At 71.8% G+C, this 23186-nt stretch carries 19 protein-coding genes and 1 other RNA gene; 5 read left to right on the top strand and 15 right to left on the bottom strand.

What is annotated here, in order from left to right; translation table 11 throughout:
* Nucleotides 1–273: 273 nt before the first annotated feature.
* The 5 genes from ACTJKO_RS11180 to glnA all read right to left on the bottom strand — a co-directional run bounded on the left by ACTJKO_RS11180 (nucleotide 274) and on the right by glnA (nucleotide 9725).
* Nucleotides 274–1701 (bottom strand): UDP-glucose dehydrogenase family protein, encoded by a 1428-nt coding sequence (locus tag ACTJKO_RS11180; protein ID WP_440688645.1) that lies wholly within the window; start codon nucleotides 1699–1701, stop codon nucleotides 274–276.
* Nucleotides 1698–3245, bottom strand: coding sequence for a glycosyl hydrolase (locus ACTJKO_RS11175; protein WP_440688643.1), 1548 nt, complete (start codon nucleotides 3243–3245; stop codon nucleotides 1698–1700). Before ACTJKO_RS11175 ends, ACTJKO_RS11180 begins: the two co-directional genes overlap by 4 nt.
* The gene (locus tag ACTJKO_RS11170) at nucleotides 3238–4875 is read right to left on the bottom strand and encodes a glycosyltransferase family 2 protein (RefSeq protein ID WP_440688641.1); all 1638 of its coding nucleotides are present in this window, start codon (nucleotides 4873–4875) and stop codon (nucleotides 3238–3240) included. The genes ACTJKO_RS11175 and ACTJKO_RS11170 overlap by 8 nt, the downstream gene beginning before the upstream one ends.
* A 517-nt stretch (nucleotides 4876–5392) precedes the next feature.
* Nucleotides 5393–8365: a bifunctional [glutamine synthetase] adenylyltransferase/[glutamine synthetase]-adenylyl-L-tyrosine phosphorylase gene (locus ACTJKO_RS11165; RefSeq protein WP_440688639.1), complete on the bottom strand. Its 2973-nt coding sequence runs from the start codon at nucleotides 8363–8365 to the stop codon at nucleotides 5393–5395.
* 22 nt (nucleotides 8366–8387) lie between these two features.
* Nucleotides 8388–9725: a type I glutamate--ammonia ligase gene (gene glnA, locus ACTJKO_RS11160; protein ID WP_440688637.1), complete on the bottom strand. Its 1338-nt coding sequence runs from the start codon at nucleotides 9723–9725 to the stop codon at nucleotides 8388–8390.
* Between the two features lie 177 nt (nucleotides 9726–9902).
* Between glnA and ACTJKO_RS11155 the strand changes: the two genes are divergently transcribed.
* Nucleotides 9903–10970: an iron-containing redox enzyme family protein gene (locus ACTJKO_RS11155; protein WP_440688635.1), complete on the top strand. Its 1068-nt coding sequence runs from the start codon at nucleotides 9903–9905 to the stop codon at nucleotides 10968–10970.
* Nucleotides 10967–11212: a CDGSH iron-sulfur domain-containing protein gene (locus ACTJKO_RS11150; protein ID WP_440688633.1), complete on the top strand. Its 246-nt coding sequence runs from the start codon at nucleotides 10967–10969 to the stop codon at nucleotides 11210–11212. The genes ACTJKO_RS11155 and ACTJKO_RS11150 overlap by 4 nt, the downstream gene beginning before the upstream one ends.
* A gap of 65 nt (nucleotides 11213–11277) precedes the next feature.
* On the opposite strand, the gene ACTJKO_RS11145 is transcribed toward ACTJKO_RS11150, so the two are convergent.
* Nucleotides 11278–11457 carry an SPOR domain-containing protein gene (locus ACTJKO_RS11145; RefSeq protein WP_440688631.1) on the bottom strand — a complete coding sequence of 60 codons (180 nt, stop codon included), beginning with the start codon at nucleotides 11455–11457 and terminating at the stop codon, nucleotides 11278–11280.
* A gap of 40 nt (nucleotides 11458–11497) precedes the next feature.
* Here ACTJKO_RS11145 and map point away from each other — a divergent pair, with 40 nt between their 5' ends.
* The 3 genes from map (at nucleotide 11498) to rnpB (ending at nucleotide 13634) form a co-directional block, all read left to right on the top strand.
* The gene (gene map, locus ACTJKO_RS11140; RefSeq protein WP_440688629.1) at nucleotides 11498–12361 is read left to right on the top strand and encodes a type I methionyl aminopeptidase; all 864 of its coding nucleotides are present in this window, start codon (nucleotides 11498–11500) and stop codon (nucleotides 12359–12361) included.
* A gap of 11 nt (nucleotides 12362–12372) precedes the next feature.
* On the top strand, nucleotides 12373–13122 hold the full coding sequence (gene ppgK / locus ACTJKO_RS11135; RefSeq protein ID WP_440688627.1) for a polyphosphate--glucose phosphotransferase: 750 nt from the start codon (nucleotides 12373–12375) through the stop codon (nucleotides 13120–13122).
* A 151-nt stretch (nucleotides 13123–13273) separates the two neighbouring features.
* Nucleotides 13274–13634, top strand: an RNA gene (gene rnpB / locus ACTJKO_RS11130) — RNase P RNA component class A.
* Between the two features lie 212 nt (nucleotides 13635–13846).
* Here the strand turns inward: rnpB and ACTJKO_RS11125 are convergent.
* The 9 genes from ACTJKO_RS11125 to ACTJKO_RS11085 all read right to left on the bottom strand — a co-directional run bounded on the left by ACTJKO_RS11125 (nucleotide 13847) and on the right by ACTJKO_RS11085 (nucleotide 23147).
* Nucleotides 13847–14581, bottom strand: coding sequence for a zinc ribbon domain-containing protein (locus tag ACTJKO_RS11125; RefSeq protein WP_440688625.1), 735 nt, complete (start codon nucleotides 14579–14581; stop codon nucleotides 13847–13849).
* 2 nt (nucleotides 14582–14583) lie between these two features.
* On the bottom strand, nucleotides 14584–15429 hold the full coding sequence (locus ACTJKO_RS11120) for a Nif3-like dinuclear metal center hexameric protein (protein ID WP_440688623.1): 846 nt from the start codon (nucleotides 15427–15429) through the stop codon (nucleotides 14584–14586).
* A gap of 71 nt (nucleotides 15430–15500) precedes the next feature.
* Nucleotides 15501–16568: a hypothetical protein gene (locus ACTJKO_RS11115; protein WP_440688621.1), complete on the bottom strand. Its 1068-nt coding sequence runs from the start codon at nucleotides 16566–16568 to the stop codon at nucleotides 15501–15503.
* 115 nt (nucleotides 16569–16683) lie between these two features.
* On the bottom strand, nucleotides 16684–17262 hold the full coding sequence (locus ACTJKO_RS11110) for an RBBP9/YdeN family alpha/beta hydrolase (protein ID WP_440688619.1): 579 nt from the start codon (nucleotides 17260–17262) through the stop codon (nucleotides 16684–16686).
* Nucleotides 17263–17286: 24 nt separating this feature from the next.
* Nucleotides 17287–18243, bottom strand: coding sequence for a helix-turn-helix transcriptional regulator (locus tag ACTJKO_RS11105; protein WP_440688617.1), 957 nt, complete (start codon nucleotides 18241–18243; stop codon nucleotides 17287–17289).
* A 112-nt stretch (nucleotides 18244–18355) separates the two neighbouring features.
* Entirely contained in the window at nucleotides 18356–18769 is a 414-nt protein-coding gene (locus ACTJKO_RS11100) for an ATP-binding protein (protein WP_440688615.1), read from the bottom strand.
* Complete coding sequence (locus ACTJKO_RS11095) at nucleotides 18766–19104, bottom strand: STAS domain-containing protein (RefSeq protein ID WP_440688613.1); 339 nt, start codon at nucleotides 19102–19104, stop codon at nucleotides 18766–18768. Before ACTJKO_RS11095 ends, ACTJKO_RS11100 begins: the two co-directional genes overlap by 4 nt.
* A gap of 56 nt (nucleotides 19105–19160) precedes the next feature.
* Nucleotides 19161–20369 carry a multidrug effflux MFS transporter gene (locus ACTJKO_RS11090; RefSeq protein ID WP_440688611.1) on the bottom strand — a complete coding sequence of 403 codons (1209 nt, stop codon included), beginning with the start codon at nucleotides 20367–20369 and terminating at the stop codon, nucleotides 19161–19163.
* 120 nt (nucleotides 20370–20489) lie between these two features.
* On the bottom strand, nucleotides 20490–23147 hold the full coding sequence (locus ACTJKO_RS11085) for a phosphoenolpyruvate carboxylase (RefSeq protein WP_440688609.1): 2658 nt from the start codon (nucleotides 23145–23147) through the stop codon (nucleotides 20490–20492).
* Nucleotides 23148–23186 lie beyond the last annotated feature (39 nt).

The raw sequence follows: 23186 nt of genomic DNA, 5'->3' as shown, positions 1-23186 counted from the left end.
CCTGTCGCCGAGCCCGTGAACTCGCCAAGCTCGTCAGCCCGAGACTCGCGCTGCGCGACACCACTCGGGCTCCGAGCCACGAGGTCGGTCGCCCAGCCCGAGACTCGGCCGCGCGCGCCGCGCCTCCAGGCGGTGCGCCGCCACTTCGCGGGCTGGGCGACACCTCACGGGCTGACGGCCCGGTGATCTGTCGCTGAGCGCGTGAACTCGCGCGGGGCGCACGAAAGCGGGGTCCGCGCCGCCCCGGCACGGACCCCGCTTCGCGTCGGGCGACTACCGCGCGGTGGCCACCGCGTCGTTCGTCCCCGCGGCGACGCTCACGGGTGCACCCGTGACCGGAGTGGGCCGTCCCAGGGAACGGACGGTCCAACCCGCCTTGACCCAGTTCTGCACCGGGAGGCAGTTGCGCGCGTCGATGACCACGCGGCGGCCGACGAGGTCGCCGAGCGCCACCGGGTCCGCGGCGATGACGTCGTCCCACTCGGTGAGGACGAGCACGACGTCGGCTTCCTCGATCGCACCCTCCATGGAGGACGCGTAGGTGAGGGTCGGGAACGAACGCCGGGCGGTCTCCATCGCCTCCGGGTCCCAGAGCGTGACCTGGGCGCCGCGGAGGTGCAGCGCCGCGGCCACGTTGAGCGCCGGCGAGTCGCGGACGTCGTCGGTGAGGGGCTTGAACGCCGCCCCGACCACGGCGACCCGGCGGTTCAGCACGGAGCCGCCGAGCGCCTCGATCGTCATGTCGATGACCCGCTCGCGCTGCCCCATGTTGATCTCGTCGACCTGCTGCATGAGCCCCACGACACGGCCGGCGCCGAGCTCGTTGGCGCGGTGCATCAGGGCGCGGATGTCCTTGGGCAGGCAGCCGCCGCCGAACCCGAGCCCGGCGTTGAGGAACTTCCGGCCGATGCGCGCGTCGTGCCCGAGGGCGTCCGCGAGGGTCGACACGTCGGCGCCGGTGATCGCACACATCTCGGAGATGGCGTTGATGAACGAGATCTTCGTGGCGAGGAACGCGTTGGCGCTCACCTTGACGAGCTCCGCGGTGGCGAGGTCGGTGGTGATGACCGGGGTGCCCTCGGCGATGGGTGCGGCGTAGACCTCGCGGATGACGGCATCGGCGGCCGGCGACGCACCGCCCCAGACCAGGCGGTCCGGGTGGAGGGTGTCGTCGACGGCCTTGCCCTCGCGGAGGAACTCGGGGTTCCAGATGAGCTCGGCGTCGATGCCCGACGGCGCGAACTCCCGGACGATGCCGCGGAGGCGCTCGGCGGTGCCGACCGGGACGGTCGACTTGCCGACGATGAGGCCGGGGTGCGTGAGGTTCTCGGCGACCCCACGGGTCGCGCTCTCGACGTAGGACAGGTTGGCGGCGTGGGAACCGGCGCGCTGGGGCGTGCCGACGCACACGAAGTGGACGTCGGCAGCCGCGACGGCCGACGCGATGTCCGCCGTGAAGCGGAGCTTGCCGCTCGCGACGTGCTTCGTGATGAGCTCCGGCAGACCGGGCTCGTAGAACGGGACCTCGCCGGCGGAGAGCGCGGCGAGCTTCGCCGGGTCGACGTCCACGCCGATGGTCTCGAAGCCCATCTCGGCCATCGCTGCCGCGTGGGTGGCGCCGAGGTAGCCGGTCCCGATGACGCTGATCACCGGTGCGGGGCGGCCGTCGGACACGGACGGGGTCTTCTTCTGAGCGGTCACTGCTTGACCTCCTGCAGGTCGTAGTCGGTGTCGGTGCGGTCGATGCCGTCCACGAAGGCCTGGAGGCTGTCGGCGCGCGAGTTGAGTCGCCAGTCGTTGGTGGTGCGGGTGCCGTCGACGATCGTGGTGGCGGTCTCGCTGAAGTACGAGAACCCGATGACGTCGGCGTTGGCGGGGTCGGCGAGGCCGTCGAAGAGCGAGGTCATCCACTTCGCCTTCTGCCCGTTGTTCACGGACGTGCCGGTCTCGGTGGCGCCGATCTCGCTGAGGAGGATCTTCTTGTCCGGCGCGATCTGTCGCAGCTGGGCCAGCGTCTTGCCGAAGGTGGTGTCGAACGACGGCGTCTCGGAGGCGGTGCGGTAGTAGCCGCTCATGCCGACCCAGTCGACGTACTCCGACCCGGGGTAGTACTGCTTCGTGTAGGACAGCTGCAGGTACTTGTCGTTGCCGAGCTTGTCGATGCGGCTCGGGGCCCAGTTCCAGATCACGTACTGGTTCGCGCCGTTGGCCTGGAAGACGTCGTGCACGTGCTTCCACATCGCCACGTAGGAGCCGGTGGCGTTCTGCTGCGCCGTGCCCTCGGACCAGTTGTACCAAGAGCCGTTCATCTCGTGGTCGAGACGGATGACCATCGGTTGCCCGTTCGCCGCGAGCGCCTGGGCGTACTTCGTCAGGTAGGCGTCGAACTTGCCCGAGATGATGTCCGCGTTCGTGTAGCCCGCGATGTACTTCTCGTCGTTGCCCGACTTCGCCGGCGCGGACTCCCACGTCATGAGCGGCAGGCGCCCGTTCGCCCAGGAGCGCTGGACGGCGGTGGCGTTGAAGTCCTGGTCGAAGCCCTGGAAGAAGCCGGTCATGTTCGTCGCCTTGCCGACCTGCTGCGAGACCTCGTCGTACTCGGCCCAGTTGAAGGGGGCCTGCGCGGTGTAGAGGCCGTACCAGCGTGTCGGTTGCGCGAGGATCTGCGCCTTGGTGGGAACGGCCACCGGGGTGGTCCCGGGGTCCTTCGACGGCCCACCGTTCGGGTTCGTCACACCGTGGTTCCCCGAGCCCTTGCCCGACGAGGAGCCGCCGGACGACGAGCCGCCGGAACCGTGCCCGGCCGAGCCCGAGCCGTTCGAACCGGCCGCCTGCACGGAGGTGCCGGACCCGCCGGAGTGGGACGAGCCTCCCGAACCGCCGCTCTTGGCGGCACCCAGCTCGGACTGGAGCGATGCGATCTGCGACTTGAGCTGTGCGATCTGGCCGGCGCGCGAGCCGGCCTGCGCCGTCGACGAGTCGAGCTTGCCCTGGAGCGCCCAGATCTGCTGCTGCGCGGCGTCGAGCTTCGTCTGGAGTTCGGCGGCGGAGACCTTCTTCTTCGGCGGGGTCACGCCGAGCGCCTGGTGGACCGCGGTCGAGACCGGGCCGGACGGCGACACCCAGACGTTCCAGGTGATGAGCCCGAGGACCAGGACGATGGCCGTGGTGCCGACCGCGGTGAGTCGGGCGTGCTTGCTGGACTGGGCCCACCAGGCACCTGAGGAGCGGATGAGGTCAGACAATGAGGAAGGCCTCCAGGGCGAAGATCGCGAAGCCGATGCAGTACGGGATCGCGGCGTACGGGTTGTACCGGCGGGTCCGTGCGGGCGCCTTCGCTGCGGGCGCTCCCTGCGCAGCGGCGGCCTGCGCCGCGGTCGCTGCGGAACGCCGCGTCGCGAGCACGGTCGCGGTGGAGTTGGTGGTGGCGTCCGGACCGAACAGCTCGTCGAAGGCCCGGTCGGCCGCGCGCTGGTCGTCGGACATCGTCGGGTCGCCGGCCACGACGGCGCGGGCCCGGTCGGTGGCGTCGATCGGTCCGGTCGGGAACGCGTCGATCGGGCTCACCGGCGTCCGGACCGCGGCGGCGCTCGGCTGCGCGGCGTCGGCGGGGTCCTCCTCCATCGGACCGCCGGCATAGGCACCGGCGCGGGTCCCCCAGCCCGACGCGTGCGCCAGGCGGAAGAAGCCGAGGAGCCGGATCGGCATGAGGAAGAACGTCGACACGATGATGAACATCGGCAGTCGGAAGAAGTCGCTCGGCTTCTCCGCCAGGTGCCGCATCTGCCGGATCGCCATGCTCAGCACGCTCGAGACCACCATGAGTCCGGCCACGTAGACGAAGCCGGTGGAGAACCCGTACTGGTGCAGGATCCCCTGGTAGAGGTTCTCGCCCTGCCCGGTCAGGCCGCGGTAGATCCAGCCGGCGATCACGCCGAAGAGCATGAACGGCAGGATGATGTCGGTGAGGAAGAACAGCGCCAGGACCGGCGCGTGCCCGAGCATCCACGGGAGCATGCGCAGGGTGTTGTACTGCGACCCGCGGGCCCAGCGGAGCTGCTGCTTGAACAGCTTCTTCACCTGGAGCGGAGCGTCCGTGTACACCAGCGAGGTGTACTGGTACACCGTCCGGTAGCCCTCCTTGAGCGTGAGGTTCGTCAGCGTCCGGTCGTCGGACACCTCGAGGAACACGCCCATGAACTTCTCGTGCATGAACCGGTCCATGACGCGCATGAGGATGCTGCGCCGGAACGCGATCGTGCGACCGGGCAGGCAGCCGATCTGGCCCAGCACGCTCTGCGCGGGCATCGAGTACAGCGCGCGCGAGTTCTCGAGCCAGTCGGCCCAGCGGGTGATCCACGACCGCGTGGGCTCGAGGATGCGCTGGCGCGTGGTGACGCCGCCGACGGACTCGTCCGCGAAGGGCTTCAGCAGCTCGGAGAGCGTGCCGGGCGTCCACACCGTGTCCGAGTCGACGAGCACCGTGATGTCGCCGGTGGACATCTCGGTGCCGACCTTGACGGCGTTGCGCTTGCCGGGGATCGGCGTGTGGGTCCAGCGGACGAGCGGGGCGAACTCGTCACAGACCTTCTCGAGGGCCTCGTTCTTCGCGCCGTTGATGACGACGATGATCTCGCCGGGACCCTGTTCGACCATGCGGCCGATCACGTCACGGAAGAGGTCGATCGGCTCGTCCACGACGGGGACGACGACGCTCGTGGTCCCGGTGTAGGTGCCGGTGAAGGGGCGGTAGCGGGCGGAGAGGACGACCTTGAGCAACCAGAGCAACCAGATCACCGCGGAGTACACGGCGAAGAGGTAGAACTCGGGGTGCCCGTCGACCATCTGCCTGATCTGCAGAATGAAGGTGAACATCGATCCCTGCTTCAACGTTCGAGGTGGAGATTCCGCTTCATCGGGGAATCAGGGCCGGTTCGGGTGTCCCCATTGATGCAGAACCTGGACGTGCTCGCAACGCGACCCCCGTCCGGGGGCGTTACGGGCGCGTTACGGGGTACACGCTGGTCCCCCTCTCGGTGCTGCCGACTTGTCCGCACTGCTGCCGACAGCAATCCTGCGGACCGCCCGACAACAGATCGCGGACCGCGGGCCGGGTCGACGGACCCTGGAGGCGCGGGGCGAGCAGGCAGGAAAGCCCCGTTCAGAGGGCAATCACCCCCGTCCGGGGGACGTGGGATCGATGCAGGATCGCGCAGCGTCCCGCCGGCGGATCACGGCTCGGTAACGGCCATCCTCGCGCCGCAGCGAGGGGTACACGCGTTCCCAGTTCGGGGGACGGCGCCGGTAACCCGGAATTCACTTCCGAGGACGTGTCATCTCGCTGCGGAACGCGTCGTCCCGGGCGTGTCGCGTGCGCGGCAGGTGTCGCCGATCAGGCGCCGTAGAACTCGCGCTCGAACACCTGGCGCGCCCGTCGGGTCACCCCGAGGTAGTCGTCCTCGAGCTGCGAGGCCGACCCGGGCGGGTACTCCATGAGACGCGCCATGCCCTCCAACTGCACGCGGTCGACCGGCAGCACGTCGGTGGTCTTCCCCGACCAGAGGACGAGCGCGCTCCGCGCCCGGGACGCGAACCGCCAGGCTGCACCGAGCCGTTCGGCGTCCTCTGCTCCCACGAGGCCCGCCGCGGTCGCAGCGTCCAGCGCCTCGAGCGTGGACGTCGTCCGGAGCCCCGGGACGGTGAGCGCGTGCTGCAGCTGCAGGAGCTGCACGAACCACTCGACGTCGCTCAGGGAGCCCCGTCCGAGCTTGAGGTGGCGGGCCGGGTCCGCTCCCCGGGGCAGTCGCTCGGACTCCACGCGCGCCTTGATGCGCCGGACCTCGCGCACCTGCTGGTCGTCGATGTGCTCGGGGTAGCGGGTGCGGTCGGCCAGGTGCTCGAAGTCACGGAGCAGCTGCGGGTCCCCCACCGCCCCGCGGGCACGGAGCAGCGCCTGCGCCTCCCACGTGAGGGACCACCGCGCGTAGTACGCCCCGTACGACTCGAGCGTGCGCACCACCGGGCCGTTCTTGCCCTCCGGACGAAGGTCGGTGTCGAGTTCCAACGGGTGGATCGCGTCGTCGGTCAGTCGGGTGAGCTCGCGCACGACGGCCTGCGCCGCACGCGACGCCTGCTCCGCCGGCAGGTCCGGGGAGGCGCGGTGCACGTAGAGCACGTCGGCGTCCGACCCGAACCCGAGTTCGCGACCGCCGTAGCGGCCCATCGCGATGACGCCGAACTCGAGGCCCGCGGGGGCATCGCGCCGGGCCAGGGTGAGGGCGCCCGCGAGCGTGGCCTCCGTCACGTCACTGAGGGCCGGCCCGAGCGCGTCGACGTCGAGGTGCCCGAGCACCGCGGCCATGCCGAGTCGCAGCGTCTCACGGCGCCGGGCGGACCGGACGAGCGCGGCGGCCCCGTCGACGTCGTCCCCGTGGCGGGCGGTCGTCGCCGTGACCTCGGCCAGCAGCGACTCGATCGGGCGAGGGCGCAGCAGCGTGTCCGGTTCGTCGAGCCAGGCGACCGCCTCGGGGAAGCGTTCGAGGAGCCCGGACAGGAACGCCGACTCGGACAGCACGGTGGTGAGCGAGTGGGCGGCGCCCGAGGAGTCGCGGAGCATGCGGAGGAACCAGCTCGACTCCCCCAGGGTGTCGCTCAGGCGCCGGAACGCCAGCAGTGCCCGGTCCGGTGCGGGTCCCTCCGCCATCCAGCGCAGGAGCACCGGGAGCAGGTTCCGCTGGATCGCCGCCCGACGGCTCGTGCCCTGCGTGAGCGCACGGATGTGTCGCAACGCGCCCTCGGGGTCCGCGAAGCCGATCGCGCCGAGTCGGTCGGCGGCCTGGTCGCTCGTGAGGACGATGTCGCCGTCACTCGCTGCCACGGCGGAGAGCAGCGGCCGGTAGAACAGTCGCTCGTGGAGCCCGCGGACCTCGAGCTTCACGCCGCGCCAGCGGGCCTCCAGCGCGGACGCCGAACGCGCGAGACCCGTCGACCGGGCGAGCACGCGGAGCTCGTCCTCGTCCGAGGGCATGAGGTGCGTGCGCTGCAACCGTCGGAGCTGGATCCGGTGCTCGAGCAGTCGGAGCAGGGCGTAGTCCGGGCCGAAGCGCGCGGCCTCGGGACGCCCGACGTAGCCCGCCGCGGTCAGCGCGTCCATCGCCTCGAGCGTCGAGCGCACCCGGACGGACTCGTCGTCACGACCGTGCACGAGCTGCAGGAGCTGGACGGTGAACTCGACGTCGCGGAGGCCGCCCGGGCCGAGCTTGAGCTGCCGGTCGACCTCGGCCTCCGGGATGTGCTCGGTGACGCGCTCCCGCATCCGCTGCACGGACTCCACGAAACCCGGCCGCTTCGCCGAGTTCCACACGAAGGGGGCGACCGCGGCGGCGTAGCGCTCCCCGAGGTCCGCCGAACCGGCGATCGGTCGCGCCTTGAGCAGCGCCTGGAACTCCCACTCCTTCGCCCAGCGCTCGTAGTACGCCACGTGCGAGTCGAGGGTCCGGACCAGCGCGCCGTCCTTGCCCTCGGGCCGCAGGTTCGCGTCGACCTCCCACAGCGCGGGCTCCGCCGCCAGGTCGGTGATCACGTGCGTGGCCGCGATCGCCAACCGCGTGGCGACGAGCACCGCACGATCGGTGCCGACACCCGTCCCGGCGTCCGGGTCGAGCGTCGGCTCCGTGACGAAGATGACGTCGACGTCGCTGACGTAGTTGAGCTCCCGCGCACCGGCCTTGCCCATCGCGATGACCGCGAGCGGCGTCGCGGCGACGTCCGCCGCCGGGAACGGGACCTCGCGCCGGGCGATGTCGACCGCGGTCTCCAGCGCGGCGCCCGCGAGGTCGGCCAGCCCGGCGGCGACGGCCGGGAAGGCGTCCGTCGGCGCGGCGTTCAGCACGTCGAACAGGGCGATCTGGGCGAGGTGCCGACGGTAGCGGACCCGGAGCCGGAGCCGGGCGTCCTCGCCGGTGGCACCGTCCACCGCGTCGAGCAACGACGTCGTGTACCGCTCCTGCGACCACGGCTCGGACACGGGTTCGAGGAGCAGCGCGATCTCGGCCGGGCGGCGGTGGAGGAACTCCCCCAGGCCGACCGACGCGCCGAGCAGGCGGATCAGCCGCTCGGTGGCCGCTCCGTCCGCCAGGACGCGCCGGACCTCGTCGGGCGCGCGTTCCAGCAGTCGCTCCAACGCGCGCAGCGCGCCGTCCGGGTCGGCGGTGACCCCCCAGGACGCGTCGGCACCCGTGAACGGGAGCGGCAGGTCGGAGCCGAACCGCGCCTCCAGGTCGGCGATCCGGGCGAGGCTCTCCGACAGCTCCGCGAAGCCCAGCCGGGCGAGCTCGGAACGCGACGTCGTCGTCCTGCCAGTCATGCCGTGGTGCTCGTCGGTCGACTCAGAGCGCGCCGAGGTTCGTGTCGAGCTCGAACGGTGTGACCTGGTCGCGGTAGGCCTTCCACTCCTGCCGCTTGTTCAGCAGCACGAAGTTGAACACCTGCTCGCCGAGCGTCTCCGCCACCAGCTCGGAGTCCTCCATGAGGCTCAGCGCGTGGTCGAGGCTCGCGGGGAGCTGACTGTAGCCGAGGGCCCGGCGCTCCGAGTCGGTGAGGCTCCAGACGTTGTCCTCGGCCTCCGGCGGGAGCTCGTAGCCCTCGTCGATGCCCTTGAGACCGGCCGCGAGGAGCAGCGAGTACGCCAGGTACGGGTTCGCGGCCGAGTCGATGCCGCGGTACTCGATGCGGGCGGACTGGCCCTTGTTCGGCTTGTACAGCGGCACACGGACCAGCGCGGAGCGGTTGTTGTGGCCCCACGTGACGAACGACGGGGCCTCGTCGCCGCCCCAGAGCCGCTTGTACGAGTTCACGAACTGGTTCGTGACCGCCGTGATCTCGGGCGCGTGCTTGAGGACGCCCGCGATGAAGTGCTTGGCGGTGTCGGACAGCTGGTACTGGCCACCGGCCTCGTAGAACGCGTTCTGGTCGCCCTCGAACAGCGACACGTGCGTGTGCATGCCCGAGCCCGGCTGACCGGACAGCGGCTTCGGCATGAACGTCGCGTAGACGCCCTGCTCGATCGCGACCTCCTTCACCACCGTGCGGAAGGTCATGATGTTGTCGGCCATGGTCAGGGCGTCGGCGTAGCGGAGGTCGATCTCGTTCTGACCGGGGCCGGCCTCGTGGTGGGAGAACTCCACCGAGATCCCGAGGTCCTCGAGCATCCGGACGGAGCGGCGCCGGAAGTCGTGCGCGCTGCCGCCGGGCACGTTGTCGAAGTAGCCGGCCTGGTCGACCGGCTGCGGGCCGCCGTCCTTCCAGTCGCGGCTCTTCAGCAGGTAGAACTCGATCTCGGGGTGCGTGTAGAAGGTGAAGCCGCGCTCGCTCGCCTTCGCGAGGGTCCGCTTCAGCACGTTCCGGGGGTCGGCGACCGCGGGCTGGCCGTCGGGCGTGGTGATGTCGCAGAACATCCGCGCAGTCGGGTCGATCTCCCCGCGCCACGGCAGGATCTGGAACGTCGACGGGTCCGGGTGGGCCAGGACGTCCGCCTCGTACGAACGGGTGAGCCCCTCGATCGCGGAGCCGTCGAACCCGATCCCCTCGGCGAACGCGCCCTCGACCTCGGCCGGGGCGATCGCCACCGACTTGAGCGTCCCGATGACGTCCGTGAACCAGAGTCGGATGAACTTGATGCCCCGCTCCTCGATGGTGCGGAGCACGAAGTCCGTCTGCTTGTCCATGCACGACCTTTCCCGTGTTCGGCGGGCCGCCAGGGTCCCGTCACCACAGGCTAGTGGTCCGGCCCGTACGAGCGCGACGCCGCGTCGTGCGGCGTGGCACACGCTTCCCGTGAGCGCCTCCAGGTTGCCCGACCAATGTCGACCGAGCACGACACGAACCTGCGAACGGAGCCCCCGATGGCCGTCCTCGACCATGCCGACGTCCTCACCCAGACCCCGATGCCGGCGCCGGAGGCCCGCGGGCCGCTGAGCGCCGCCGTCCTCGACGCCCTCACCGCCGGTGCATCCACCGACGGACTGCGGTCGATCGCGGAGGACGCCGTCGCCCGGGCCGCGGACGTCCTCACCGACGACGACGTGCAGCTCGCCCTGTTCGTGCTCTACGAGCTGCACTACGGCGGCATCGCGGACGTCGACGACGACCTCGAGTGGGACGCCGGGCTGCTGGCGGCACGAGCCGTCCTCGAGCGGGCGCACGAGGCAGCGGTCCGCGCGGCCGTGCCGGTGCCGGAGCGGCCCGAACCGACTGCCGAGGCCGTGTCGGCGGCGCTCTTCGCACTGACCGGCGAGGACAGCGGCCCCAGCCTGTCGCGCTGGATCGCCCGGAAGGCCGACCTGGCACAGATCCGCGAGTTCCTCGTGCAGAAGACCGTCTACACGCTCAAGGAGGCCGATCCGCACAGCTGGGCCATCCCCCGCCTGTCCGGCCGCGCGAAGTCGGCACTCGTCGAGATCCAGTCGGACGAGTACGGCGGCGGACGCCCGAAGCGGATCCACTCGGCGATCTTCGCCCGGACGCTCCGTGCGGCGGGACTCGACGACTCGTACGGCGCCTACGTGGACCTCGTGCCCGCGATCACCCTCGCGGCACTCAACACGATGAGCCTGTTCGGCCTCCACCGCCGACTGCGCGGGGCGATCGTCGGACACCTCGCCGCGTTCGAGATGACGTCGTCGATCCCCAGCAAGCTGTACGGCGACGGGTTCCGGCGCGCCGGCTTCGACGAGGACGCCACGTGGTACTTCGACGAGCACGTCGAAGCAGACGCCGTGCACGAGCAGATCGCCGGGCGGGACCTCGCCGGCGGGCTCGTCGAGGCGGACCCGACGCTGCTCGACGACGTGCTGTTCGGCGCCGCCGCGTGCCTGGTCGTCGAGGGCATGGTCGGCGCGCACGTGCTCGCCGCGTGGGAGGCGGGCACCACCTCGCTCCGCCGCGCACTGACCACCGAGGGTGCCGCGTGAGGGACCACGACGACGAGGCCGAGCTCGTCGCGTACCCGGACGGCCCGTTCCTGCTCCGGGGCGACGTACGGATCGTCGGCCCGGACGGCCAGGAGCTCCCCCGGCGCCGACGCACGGTGGCGCTCTGCCGGTGCGGCAAGTCGATGCTCAAGCCCTACTGCGACGGCACCCACAAGATCATCGGGTTCCGCACCGAACCCGAGGTGCCCGGCATCGACGAGCGGGACGCGTCCGCGACGTGACCGGGCGACGGACGGGAGGCGCGGTGCGTGCCCGCACCGCGCCTCCCGTCCGTCGGATCGGACCGTCAGCGGTCCTCGTCGTCCCAGCGCTCGTTGTTGGCCTTGATGCGGTCGAGCGCGTGCTGCGCCTCCTCACGCGTCGCGAACGGGCCGATGCGGTCGCGCTGCGGCGACTGCGGACCCTGCTCGACGGCGTGCGTCTTCTCGTTGAACCACCACTGGGACTCGATGCGTTCGTCGCTCATGCGGCCAACGTACCCGGGGCCCGCGGCTAGAGTGGTGGGCATGCCCCGGGACGAACACGGACACCTGACCGCCGGCCGCATCTCACCGCAGCGGGCCGTCCCGAAGGACATCGAGCGGCCGGAGTACGTCGGCAAGGCCGAACCGCACGAGCACGGCCTCGGCGACACGTACACGCCGGAGGAGGTCGAGCGGATCCGGGTCGCGGGCCGCATCGCCTCGGAGGCGATCGACGCCGTGGGCGACGCGATCCGTCCGGGCGTGACCACCGACGAGCTCGACCGCATCGGCCACGAGTTCGTCGTCTCGCACGGCGCCTACCCGTCGACGCTCGGGTACCGCGGCTACCCGAAGTCGCTCTGCTCGAGCCTCAACGAGGTCATCTGCCACGGCATCCCCGACGACACCGTCCTGCAGGAGGGCGACCTCGTCAACATCGACATCACCGCCTACAAGGACGGGATGCACGGCGACACGAACCGCACGTTCATCGTCGGCGAGGGCACGCAGGAGGTCCGCGACCTCGTCTCGCGCACGGAAGAGGCGCTGCGACGCGGCATCAAGGCCGTCGCACCCGGGCGCCAGGTCAACGTCATCGGCCGGGCCATCGAGGCGTACGCGAAGCGCTTCGGCTACGGCGTCGTCCGCGACTACACGGGCCACGGCGTCGGACGGGCGTTCCACTCCGGGCTGATCATCCCGCACTACGACGCGCCGCGCTTCGACGACGTCATGGAGCCCGGCATGGTGTTCACCATCGAGCCGATGCTGACGCTCGGCGGCATCGAGGCGGACATCTGGGCCGACGACTGGACCGTCTCCACGCGCGACAAGTCGTGGACCGCGCAGTTCGAACACACGCTCGTCGTCACCGAGCGTGGCGCCGAGCTCCTCACCGTCTCCTGAAAGGCACACTCATGACCACCCTCGCAGTCGGCGTCGACATCGGCGGTACGGGCATCAAGGGCGCGATCGTCGACGTCTCCACCGGCGAACTCACCACGGACCGGATCAAGAAGGCCACGCCCGAGGGCGGGAAGCCGCAGGACATCGTCGCCGTGGCCGCGTCCATCCTGGACGAGCTCGCTCCCGCGGCCGACGTCCCGGTGGGGGTCTGCTTCCCGGCGATCGTGCGCGACGGCAAGACGATGTCGGCCGCGAACGTGTCGAAGAAGTGGATCGGCTTCGAGGCCGAGGCGCTGTTCGAGAAGGAGCTCGGCCGCTCCATCCACTTCGTCAACGACGCCGACGCCGCCGGGTTCGCCGAGCAGCAGTTCGGTGCGGCGAAGGGCAAGGACGGGCTCGTCATCGTCACGACGCTCGGCACCGGGATCGGCTCAGCGCTCATCAACGACGGCGTGCTCATCGTCAACTCGGAGCTCGGGCACATCGAGATCGACGGGCACGACGCGGAGACCCGGGCCTCGTTCGCCGCCAAGGAACGGGACGACCTCTCGTGGAAGCACTGGGCGAAGCGTCTGCAGAAGTACTACTCGACGCTCGAGGCGCTGCTCTCCCCGGAGCTCTTCGTCGTCGGCGGCGGGGTGTCGAAGCAGTACGAGGAGTTCCTGCCGCTGCTCGACCTGCAGGCGGAGATCATCCCGGCGACCCTGCGGAACAACGCCGGCATCATCGGCGCGGCGACCCTGGCGGCGCGGAGCAAGTAGCGGCGGCGCGGGCCGGCAAGGTTCCGGTCGCACGACTTGCCGCTCAGTTCCGTTCCGGTCGCACGACTCGCCGCCGGACTCCGTCGCCGACGGCATGTCGTGCGACCAGAACCTCCCGCCGCGCGGGGGCCGGTAGACTCGGAGCCGCGAATGGGTCGGTGAGACGGTCGCGTCACTCCCCCGGGAGTGCCGAGGAACGTCCGGGCTCCACAGAGCAGGGCGGTGGGTAACACCCACCCGGAGCAATCCGCGAGACAGTGCCACAGAAAGCAGACCGCCGGCGGCGACGTCGGTAAGGGTGAAACGGTGGTGTAAGAGACCACCAGGGGTCCGGGTGACCGGATCCGCTCGGTAAACCTCGCCCGGAGCAAGGTCAGACAGAGGACGTCGAGGCTGCTCGCTGAGTCCTCGGGTAGACCGCTGGAGGCCGACGGCAACGTCGGTCCGAGAGAGATGGCCGTCACCGCCGCGCGAGCGGCGGGACAGAACCCGGCGTACGGCCGGCCCATTCGCACCAACCGCCGCGCGGTCCGCGCGGCGCCGCCGAGGCCGCACCGTCGCGCGGCGACCTCACGCGCTGAGCGACACTTCACGCGAAGTCGCGCCCGTGAGGTGTCGCTCAGCGCGTGACGACCACGCGCACCCGCGCCCGGACGGACGGGAGGCGCGGTGCCAGCCGGCACCGCGCCTCCCGTCGGCCGGGTGGTCGCCGGTCGTCCCGCGCCTACAGCCCCGACTCGGGCGTCCGCACGAGGATCGCGTCGCTGTCCGGGCAGAGCACCACGTCGTCGGGCGCTGCCTGGCGGATGGCCTGGAGGTCGGAGTTCGTCAGGGTCACGCCGGAAGCCGTCGACACCCCGCCCTGCAGCAGCGACGCTCCGAAGCCGTACCGGGCACGCTGCCGGTCGTACAGGGCGAGCAGGTCCGCCGGCACCTTCGCGGCGACCGCGGCACGGCTCTGGACGGCGGACTCGCGGTCGGACTCGAGCCGGGCGATCTCAGCGTCGCGCTCGGCCACCAGACCGGCGCGTGCGGCTTCGACCTCGGCGAGCTGCGCTTCGATGTCCCCGACCCGGGCGCGGAAGCCGTCGAGCTGCTCCATGACCTCGAGCTCGGCCGTCTCGAGGTCGCCGATGCGCCGCTGGAGCGACTCGAGTTCGTTCTGCAGCCCCGCGGCGTCCTTCGCGCTGGCGACGTTCTGCAGCATCGTGGTGTCCCGCTCGACACGTGCCTGCGCGGTCGCGGTGTCGGACTCGAGGCGGGCCAGCTCGCGCTCGGCGTCCTCGACGTCACCGGTGGCGGCCGCGAGGGACGCGCGCAGCCCGGCGGCCGTCGTGCTCAGCTCGGTGAGCCGGTCACCCTTCTGGAGCGCGGTGATCCGGTGCGCGATGCGGGTCACGTCGTTGTCGAGACGTTGGACGTCGAGGAGGATGACCTGGTCCTCGGGTGCTGCCTTCATGGTCAGACTCCTTCAGTGTGGGTGGTGGGTTCGGCCGCCGGCAGGACGGCGAAGTCCCACGGGTCGGTGCGGAGGTCGCTCACGGTGACCCGGACCCCGGCAGCCTGCCGGAGCTGTTCGGCGGCGACGTCGAGCCAGAGCCACTCGGTCGCCCAGTGCGAGGTGTCGATGAGGGCCGGACCGCCCCCGAGCAGCGCCTGCTCGCGGAACTCGGACGCGGGGTGGTGGCGGAGGTCGCTCGTGACGTAGACGTCGGCGTCCAGCACCGCGGGGTGTCGGAGGTAGGCGTCGCCCGCCCCGGCGCACAGCGCGACCGACCGGATCGGCTGGTCGAACGCACCCGAGACGCGGACGCCCGTGGCGGTGCCGGGGAGCAGGTCGACCAGGACCCGCGCGAGCGCGCCGAGCGTGGTCGGCTCGGGGAGGACGCCGACGCGCCCGATGCCGGTCGTGGGAGTGGCGCCGGGGTCGAGCGGACGGTGATCCGTCAGGCCGAGTCGGTCGGCGAGGACGGCGGAGGTACCGGTGGTCACGACGTCCGCGTTGGTGTGCGCCGCGACCAACCCGGCGCCGCCGCGGACCAGGGTCGCCAGCACGCTGCCCTTGTACGTGGACTCGGCGATCGTCGTCACGCCGCGCAGCAGGAGCGGGTGGTGGGTGAGCAGCAGGTCCGCGCCGAGCTCGATGGTCTCCCGCGCGGTCGCGGGGACGGCGTCGACTGCGAGGTGCACGTGCTCGACCGGCTGTGCGGGATCCCCCGCGACGAGCCCGACCGAGTCCCACGACTCCGCACCGGCGGCCGGCCACAGGTCTTCGATCACGGCCTGGAGTTCGCGGAGCGTCGGCATCCCGTCAGTCTACCGAGCCACCCGGCGCGACGAGGCGCCTGTGGACGACCGCACCACCGGCGATCTCGGGTTCAGCGACGCCCGAGGGCACGCATGATGCGCGCGACGAGCCGTGCCCACCAGCCGTTCGACTCCGCGTGCTCCGCACCGTGCTCGTCGGCGTCGGCGCGGGTCCGCCCGGCGGGGGCGCCGGTGCTCGAGGCGGGGGCGTCGGGCACCGCGCGAGCGTCCGGCACGGCGGGGGCGTCCGGCACGACGGCGGTGGGCAGCGCCACCGGGGTGCTGGCGGTGCCGCCGTGCGCCGAGAGCGCTGCGACGAAGGCGGCGCGGTCGATCACGGTCGGCCCGGTCGCGGGCTGGACGAGCGGGGTGGGCCGCGTGTTCGCGGACACCGGCGAGACGACCGGGAGACGCAGCGCGGGTCGCGCGGGTCCGGACAGCTCGGGGGTGGTCGGGTCGGTGACGACCGGTGCGGGGCCGTCGATCGCGTCCGCGACCTCCGACGCGTCGACCAGTGCGGAGGTCGCCGCGGTGTCGCGCACGATCGCGACGGGCGCGGTGGCTGCGCGTCGAGCGGCGGCGCGGTCCCGGCGGTCCGCTTCCCGTGCGGCGTCGGCGAGCAGGTCCGCGAAGACCGTGTGTGCGAACGACCGTGCGGCCTCGACCTCGGGGTCGCGGCTGTCCGCGACGCTGGCCTCCCAGGCGGCGAGGCGCGCGAGGTCCTCGTCCCGACGGCGGACCTCGTCCTCGAGGATCACGATGCGCTCGATGGTGGTGCGGCCGCTCGACGCCGACACCTCCACGGCGAGGTCTTCGATGCGGAGGGCGAGCCGTTCCGGCGGCTCGGGGAACGAGGGCGCGCAGACCGCGGCGTGCCGGGCACGGTCCCGCGGGCGCCGGAAGGCGGCGTCGTCGGCCGGCACGACGTCGGCGTCACCGGAAGGGCGGTCGCGGGCGACGGTGGGCTCGACCGTGGTCTCCGACGCTGCGTCCGGACGCTGCACGGGCCCGGTGACCGGTGGGACCACGAGGTCCGACAGGTACGGGGCGCGCGTCGCCGGAGCGTCACGGAGCCACTCCTCGAGCTCGCGACCGAACGGGTCGACGAGAGGGGTGCGTGCACCGGACTGCGTTTCCATGTTCGGAGGATAAATATCGCGATGCACATCTGGGCGGACATCCGCGGTGTGTCGCCGGAGTCCCTGCCATATCGCCGAGAACGTGAACGGCGTGTCGGAGTGGCCGTGCCGTCGGTCAGAGGCGACCGCTGAACTCCTCCAGCAGCGCTCGCCCCGCCGGCCAGGACCCGATCCCGCTCGCGACGTTGACGTGCCCGAGCGCGCCGACCCGCACGACCTCCGCGCCGACCGCCACCGCGAAGCCGATCGCTCGCTCGGCCGTGCGGTACGGGTCGTCGTCGCTCACGATCAGTCGTGACGGCACCCTCCGCGCCGACGCCTGCGCCTGGTCGGCCGCCGTCGGCTCCCGGAACCCGCCCGCGGCCTCGGGGAACCCCGACGCGGCGGGATCGGGAGGCGCCACGAGGAACGCACCGGCGACCGGCGGGTTCCGCGGGTCCTGCAGCCAGGACGCGACCGCGAGCACGCCGAGGCTGTGCGCCACGAGGACTGGTGGCTCCTCGTGCGCCGACACGGCTCGTCCGATCGCTGCAGCCCAGTCCGACGGATCGGGTCGGTCCCACGAACGCGGCTCGATCCGCGACACGCTGCCCGGGGCCGCGGCGCGCCGTTCGGCTTCCCAGAGCGACTGCCAGTGGTCCGGGCCGGAGTTCCAGATGCCGGGGACGATCACCCACGGTCGGAGTCTGCGCACCCTCGGAGCGTACCGGCGCGGTGGTCAGCCGTGCAGCGTGTCCCGCGGGTACTCACCGAAGCGGGTGGCGTACGCGCCGGAGAAGCGCCCGAGGTGCGCGAAGCCCCAACGGACGGCGACGGCCGCCACCGTGACCTCCCCTGGCGCCGAGCTGCGGAGTTCGTCGCGGACGCGGTCGAGCCGGATGCCGCGCAGCATCGTGTTCGGCGCCGATCCGACCTGCCGTTGGAAGGCCTGCTGCAGACCGCGCACGCTGAGTCCGACGTGCTCGGCGACGTCGGTCGTGGAGATCGGCGTGTGCGCGAAGGCGTGCATGTACTCCACCGCCGCGCGGACCCGGCCCGTGGCACCCTGGGGCAGCACCACCTCCGGCGCGAGCACGGTGTGCGCGAACGTGGCCAGCAGTGCGACGGCGGTCTCGTGGGCGGTCTCGGCGAGCACGAGCGGTGACACGGGCGCGTTCCCGAGGACGGTGTCGGCTGCGCGCTGCACCTGGGCGTTCCAGGCGCGCAGGTCGTCCCGCCGCGGCGCTTGGGCGTGGTCGAACGCGATCTGCGCCGGCTGGACGCCGTGGTGCTCGGCCGCGACGCGTTCGAGGTACCCGCGCTCGAACTGCACGAGGCTCTGCCGGACGTCGTGCAGCTCGAACGCGAAGGGACGCCCGGTGGGGAACGGCATCGGCGTGCCGGGCGCGAACGAGACCTCCTGTCGCCCGCGGTCGATCGTCCCGCCGCCGTCGGTGAGCCACATGACGACGTACTCGTCGGACTCGATCTCACCCTCCATGCGGGCGTCGAAGCGGGTCGAGCGCAACGTCATCGTCTCGTCGCCGACGACCCGGAACCGGTACCCGAAGGGCCGCTCCGTCCGGTTCGCCCGGAACCCACCGCTGTCGTACGCGTCCTCGTACATCTGGATCGCCGCGTCGAGGTCGACCCCGGAGGTCTCGAAGCGCATCCTGGGGTCGGGCTCGACGTTCATCGATCGGATCGTGACACGGCGGCACACGATGCACGGCACTGCCGAGGGAGCCTTGCGGGTAACGGCTCAGTCACTGCGCAATGCGGATGAACTGAGCGGAGCTCGCTGTTGCTCAGTGCCGTCCTCGCCGCACCGTCCAGTTGTTCCGGTCCGCCACGCGCTCGTAGCGGAGGTCGTCGACGACCATCTGCACGAGCGCCAGTCCGCGTCCGCTCTCCGCCAGGGCATCCGGCAGCGTCGCCGCGGACGGATCGACCGGGACGGGCACGCCGTCGTCGGTCAGGTGCGCCTCGACCGCGTCCGGTCGGACGTCGAGGTGCAGGGAACACGACACGCCTCCGCCGGCGGCGCCGTGTTCGATCACGTTCGAGGTCAGCTCCACGAGCGCGAGCTCGAGGGCCATCCGGTCCTCCGCCGACACCGCGGGCTCGACGCCCCACACCGACTCGAGGAACGTGTGGACGGCGGTGACGTCGTCCGGCGGACACGACAGGTCGAGGCTGTGCCCACCCATCGCGGTGCTCATCCCCAGTCAGCGACCGCAGCGTCCCCGTTCGGGTACGTGCGGAGGATCTTGTCCATGTTGGAGAGCTTGAGGACCATCTCGACCTGGTCCGAGGGTGCGGCGATCCGGAGGTCCCCACCGGCCTGCCGTGCGGTCTTCAGGCACCCGACGAGGGCACCGAGGCCGGAGGAGTCCATGAACTCCACTCCGGAGAGCTCCACGACGATGCGGGACCGGCCGCCCTCGACGACCTTCGCGACGGTCTCGCGGAACGTCGGGGCCGAGACCATGTTGAGCCGCCCGGTGCACTCGAGCACCGCGGCGTCCGCGGTCGCCTCGTGTACGACGATGTCCATGTGGGTGCCTCCTCAGGGTCGTTGCGGGGTGCACCCTGCAACCTACCGGGTCCTCCTCAGCGGGCGGTCGGGCACCGCCGGGTCGCGACGATCTGGACCACCACGGCGGCCGCCATCAGCAGCGCCATCACGCAGCCCATCGCGAGCGCGGTGCCGCCGAGCGCACCGGCGAGCGGGGTGCCCAGTCCGCCCAGCCCGAACGTCAACCCGCCCTGCAGCGCGGCGGCGGTGCCGGGGTGTGCTGCGCCGACGTGCTGTGTGCGTGTCATCGCCGCCGGCAGCACGAAGCCCCACGCCGAGGTGACGACGGCGAGCGAGACCCAGACCGCGACGACACCGGAGCCCAGGAGCGCCGAGACGAGGACCCCGGCGGCGCCGAGCGTGCCGACGGACAGCCCGAACGTCAGCAGCGCGTCCTCCGAGAACCGCCCGACGACGCGCCGGAACACCAGGGTCGTGACGATCATCATCGATGCGTTCGTCGCGAACACGATCGTGTAGAGCTCCTCCGAGAACCCGAACTCGGTCTGGAACACGAACGAGCTCGTGGCGATGTAGGCGAAGAACCCGATCGTCGACAGCACGCCGGTCATCACGTACGCCCGGAACCGCGGGAGCGCCATGAGCGTGCGGATCCGCTGCCAGTTGGCGCCGAGACCGACCCCGCCCCGGGACTGCGCCGGCAGGGTCTCCCGGAAGCGCAGGGCCACCGCGACGGAGAACGCCGCCCCGAGCAGGGCGAGCACGACGAACATGAGACGCCAGGTGCCGACCGTCAACACGGCGCCGCCGGCCAGGGGCGCCACGACCGGTCCGATCGCGTTGATCGCGGCGAGTGTGCCGAAGACCTTGGCCAGGCGCGGACCGTGTGTCACGTCGGAGACCATGGCCCGGCCGGCGACCGCCCCGGCCGCCCCGGCGAGCCCCTGGAACACCCGCGCCACGACGAGCGTCACGACGTCCGGCGCGAGCGCGCAACCGATCGACGCGAGCGCGAACACCGCGGTGCCCACCAGCATGAGCCGACGCCGGCCGATCCCGTCGCTGACCGGTCCGGCGAGCAGCTGCCCGACCGCGAACGCGACCAGGAACGCGGTCAGTGAGAGCTGGACGGCGCCCGGCGTGGCACCGAGGTCGCGGGCGATCGCCGGCAACGCCGGGATGTACATGTCGGTTGCGAACGGCGAGACGCCGACGATCAGGGCCAGTGGCAGGATCGGCGGCAGCACCGCCGGTGCAGGGGTCGGCGTGCGCTCCGTCGTCACCCGCCCCACGCTACGCGCAGCCGAATCGATTCGACAAGCGACACCGACATGGCCCCGACGTGACGGGAGGCGCGGCGCCAGCCGGCACCGCGCCTCCCGTCGCGCGTCGGTCGCGCCGGATCAGCCCGTGTTCTGCAGACCGGCGGCGATCCCGTTGACGGTGAGGAGCAGCAGCCGGTGGTCGGCATCGCCGGTGTCGGTGCTGCCGGAGGTCCGGATCGACCGGAGCGCGCGGAGCTGCAGGTGCGAGAGGGCGTCGACGTAGGGGCTGCGGAGCCGCACGGCGCGGGCGAGCACGGGACGGTCCTCGAGCACGTCGCTGCCACCCGAGACGCGGAGCACCCAGTCGCGGGTGCGGGCCATCTCGTCGAGCACCTTCGCGGCGAGGTCGTCACGGTCCGCGAGCTCGAGGTACCGGCGAGCGATGTGCTCGTCGGTCTTCGCCAGCGACATCTCGACGTTCTTGATCATCGCGCCGAACAGCGGCCACTCGGCGCTCGCGGCGCGGAGCAGGTCGACGTCGCCGACGGCCTCGAGCGCGGAACCGAGCCCGTACCAGCCGGCGAGGTTGATCCGCGCCTGCGTCCACGAGAACACCCACGGGATGGCGCGGAGGTCCTCGAGCGACTCGACGGAGAGACCGCGCCGCGCCGGCCGGGATCCGAGCGGCAGGAGCCCGATCTCCTCCATCGGGGTCACTCGCGCGAACCAGGGCGCGAACCCGTCGGCCTTCACGAGGTCGTAGAAGGCCTGCCGGGACACGTCGTCGAGCTGCTGGGCGAGATCCGCGAAGCGCGTCGCGGCGACGGCCGTGCGCTCCTCGTTCGACGGCGACGAGGCGAACAGCGTGGCGGAGGCCATCTGCTCGAGGTGCCGGGCGGCGATCTCCTTGTCGCCGTACTGGGCGAAGATGACCTCGCCCTGCTCCGTGAGCTTGAGCCGCCCGTCGATGGACCCCGGCGGCTGGGCGAGGACGGCCTCGTTCGCCGGTCCCCCGCCGCGGCCGAGCGAACCGCCGCGGCCGTGGAACAGCGTCAGCTCGACGTCGTGCTCCCGTGCCCAGTCGGCGATCCGCGCCTGGGCGTCGTACAGCGCGAGGTTCGCCGACACCGGGCCGACGTCCTTCGACGAGTCCGAGTACCCGAGCATGACCTCGAGCCGGCGGCCGGTCGCGGCCAGGCGACGCTGGAACGGCTCCGTGCGGACGGCCTCGTCGAGGATGTCGACGCTGGCGTGCAGGTCCGCGAAGGTCTCGAACAGCGGGATGACGTCGAGCACGGGTGCGGCCTCGGGCGACCCGGTGGCCGCGACGGCGAGTTCGTGCACGTTCGCGAGGTCGGCGGCCGACTGGGTGAACGACACGATGTACCGACTCGCCGAGCGCACCGCGTAGCGCGCCTGCAGCGAGGCGATCGTGCGGAACACCGCGAGGACCTCTTCGGTCATCGCGCTGAGCTCGCCGCCGGCCCGGATCTCCGCGAGGGCGTTCCGGTGCACCTGCGAGTGCTGCCGGACCTCGAGCTCGGCGAGGTGGAAGCCGAAGGTCTCGACCTGCCAGATGAGGTTCTGCAGCTCACCGTTCGCCGGACGTGTCGCACCGGCCGCGACGAGCGAGGCCTGGATGGTGCGGAGGTCCGCCAGGAGGGCGTCCGGCCCCGGGTAGGCCAGCGCCGAACCACCCTCGCGCGTCGCGTCGATCCGCGCGGCGACGAACAGCAGCGCTCGACGGTGCGTCTCGTTGGGCGCGCGGACCCCGATGCGTTCGGCGATGCCGGCGTCGAGGGACTCCTGCGCGGCGACGAGCGCCGTCAGTCCGGCGTCCGCGGGGGTCTCGCTGGCGTCGAGGGTCAGCGTGCTGCCGATGCGGGTCGCGGCGCGGGCGAGGCCGAGCAGGATGTGCTCGGCGGCGATCTCCGCCGCCTGACGGGTGACCTCGGCGGTCACGTGCGGGTTGCCGTCCCGGTCGCCGCCGATCCACGTGCCGAACCGGACGAAGGCCGGCGCGGTCACCGGGGCACGACCGGCGTCGTCACCGAGCAGCCGGTCGTCGAGCAGGCGGTACACCTGCGGGACGATCTCGAAGAGGGTCTGGTCGAACACGCTCATCGCCGTGCGGACCTCGTCGAGCGGGGTCGGCCGGGTCGTCCGGAGCGGCGACGTGCGCAGGAGCGTCGTGATCTCCTCGAGCAGACGGCGTTCGTTCTCGGCGCGAGCGGTCGCGTTCTGGGTGCGGTCGCGCTCGTCGATGAGGTCGGTGATGCGCCGGACCGCGGTCGTCACCGCACGGCGACGCGCCTCGGTCGGGTGCGCGGTCAGCACGGGGTGGAAGCGGAGGTCCCGCAGCCGCTCGGCAGCGGCGTCCTCGCCGACCTGCTCGACGAGCGAGGCGTACGTCGCCGGGAACGAGTCCCCCGCCAGACCCCCGTCGTCGCCGCGGTGCCGGAGCACGCGGACGCGGTGGTGCTCCTCCGCCAGGTTCGTGAGGTGGAAGTACGTCGTGAACGCCTGCGCGACGGCTTCGGCGCGCTCGGCCGACATCGCCGCGACGATGGCCTCGGCACGTGCCGCGCCCTCGGCGTCCCCGCCCTCGTACGCGTCGATGACCGCTGCCCGCAGGCTCTCCACGTCGTGCAGCAGGTCCTCGCCACCGGTCTCGCGCAGCACCCGTCCGAGCAGGCTGCCGAGGTACCGCACGTCCGAGCGCAGGTCGCTGTCGACCGCGCCGCTGACGTCGTCCCTGGCGCGCCCGTGGCGCGTCTGGCCGTCGATCGCCGTCATGTGGTCCTTTCCGGGTCCGCCGGGAGTCTCGTCCCGGCC

This window comes from Curtobacterium sp. 22159, assembly GCF_052045775.1.
GTDB lineage: Bacteria > Actinomycetota > Actinomycetes > Actinomycetales > Microbacteriaceae > Curtobacterium.
This window is presented reverse-complemented; position numbering and strand designations above follow the sequence as displayed.

Excerpts from the sequence above, each read along its gene's own strand:
- ACTJKO_RS11170 (WP_440688641.1), bottom strand. The coding sequence starts at position 4,875 with ATGTTCACCTTCATTCTGCAGATCAGGCAGATGGTCGACGGGCACCCC.
- ACTJKO_RS11145 (WP_440688631.1), bottom strand. The coding sequence starts at position 11,457 with ATGAGCGACGAACGCATCGAGTCCCAGTGGTGGTTCAACGAGAAGACG.
- ACTJKO_RS11125 (WP_440688625.1), bottom strand. The coding sequence starts at position 14,581 with ATGAAGGCAGCACCCGAGGACCAGGTCATCCTCCTCGACGTCCAACGT.
- ACTJKO_RS11165 (WP_440688639.1), bottom strand. The coding sequence starts at position 8,365 with ATGACTGGCAGGACGACGACGTCGCGTTCCGAGCTCGCCCGGCTGGGC.
- ACTJKO_RS11155 (WP_440688635.1), top strand. The coding sequence starts at position 9,903 with ATGGCCGTCCTCGACCATGCCGACGTCCTCACCCAGACCCCGATGCCG.
- ACTJKO_RS11120 (WP_440688623.1), bottom strand. The coding sequence starts at position 15,429 with ATGCCGACGCTCCGCGAACTCCAGGCCGTGATCGAAGACCTGTGGCCG.
- ppgK (WP_440688627.1), top strand. The coding sequence starts at position 12,373 with ATGACCACCCTCGCAGTCGGCGTCGACATCGGCGGTACGGGCATCAAG.
- ACTJKO_RS11100 (WP_440688615.1), bottom strand. The coding sequence starts at position 18,769 with ATGAGCACCGCGATGGGTGGGCACAGCCTCGACCTGTCGTGTCCGCCG.
- glnA (WP_440688637.1), bottom strand. The coding sequence starts at position 9,725 with ATGGACAAGCAGACGGACTTCGTGCTCCGCACCATCGAGGAGCGGGGC.
- ACTJKO_RS11095 (WP_440688613.1), bottom strand. The coding sequence starts at position 19,104 with ATGGACATCGTCGTACACGAGGCGACCGCGGACGCCGCGGTGCTCGAG.
- ACTJKO_RS11085 (WP_440688609.1), bottom strand. The coding sequence starts at position 23,147 with ATGACGGCGATCGACGGCCAGACGCGCCACGGGCGCGCCAGGGACGAC.
- ACTJKO_RS11115 (WP_440688621.1), bottom strand. The coding sequence starts at position 16,568 with ATGGAAACGCAGTCCGGTGCACGCACCCCTCTCGTCGACCCGTTCGGT.
- ACTJKO_RS11105 (WP_440688617.1), bottom strand. The coding sequence starts at position 18,243 with ATGAACGTCGAGCCCGACCCCAGGATGCGCTTCGAGACCTCCGGGGTC.
- map (WP_440688629.1), top strand. The coding sequence starts at position 11,498 with ATGCCCCGGGACGAACACGGACACCTGACCGCCGGCCGCATCTCACCG.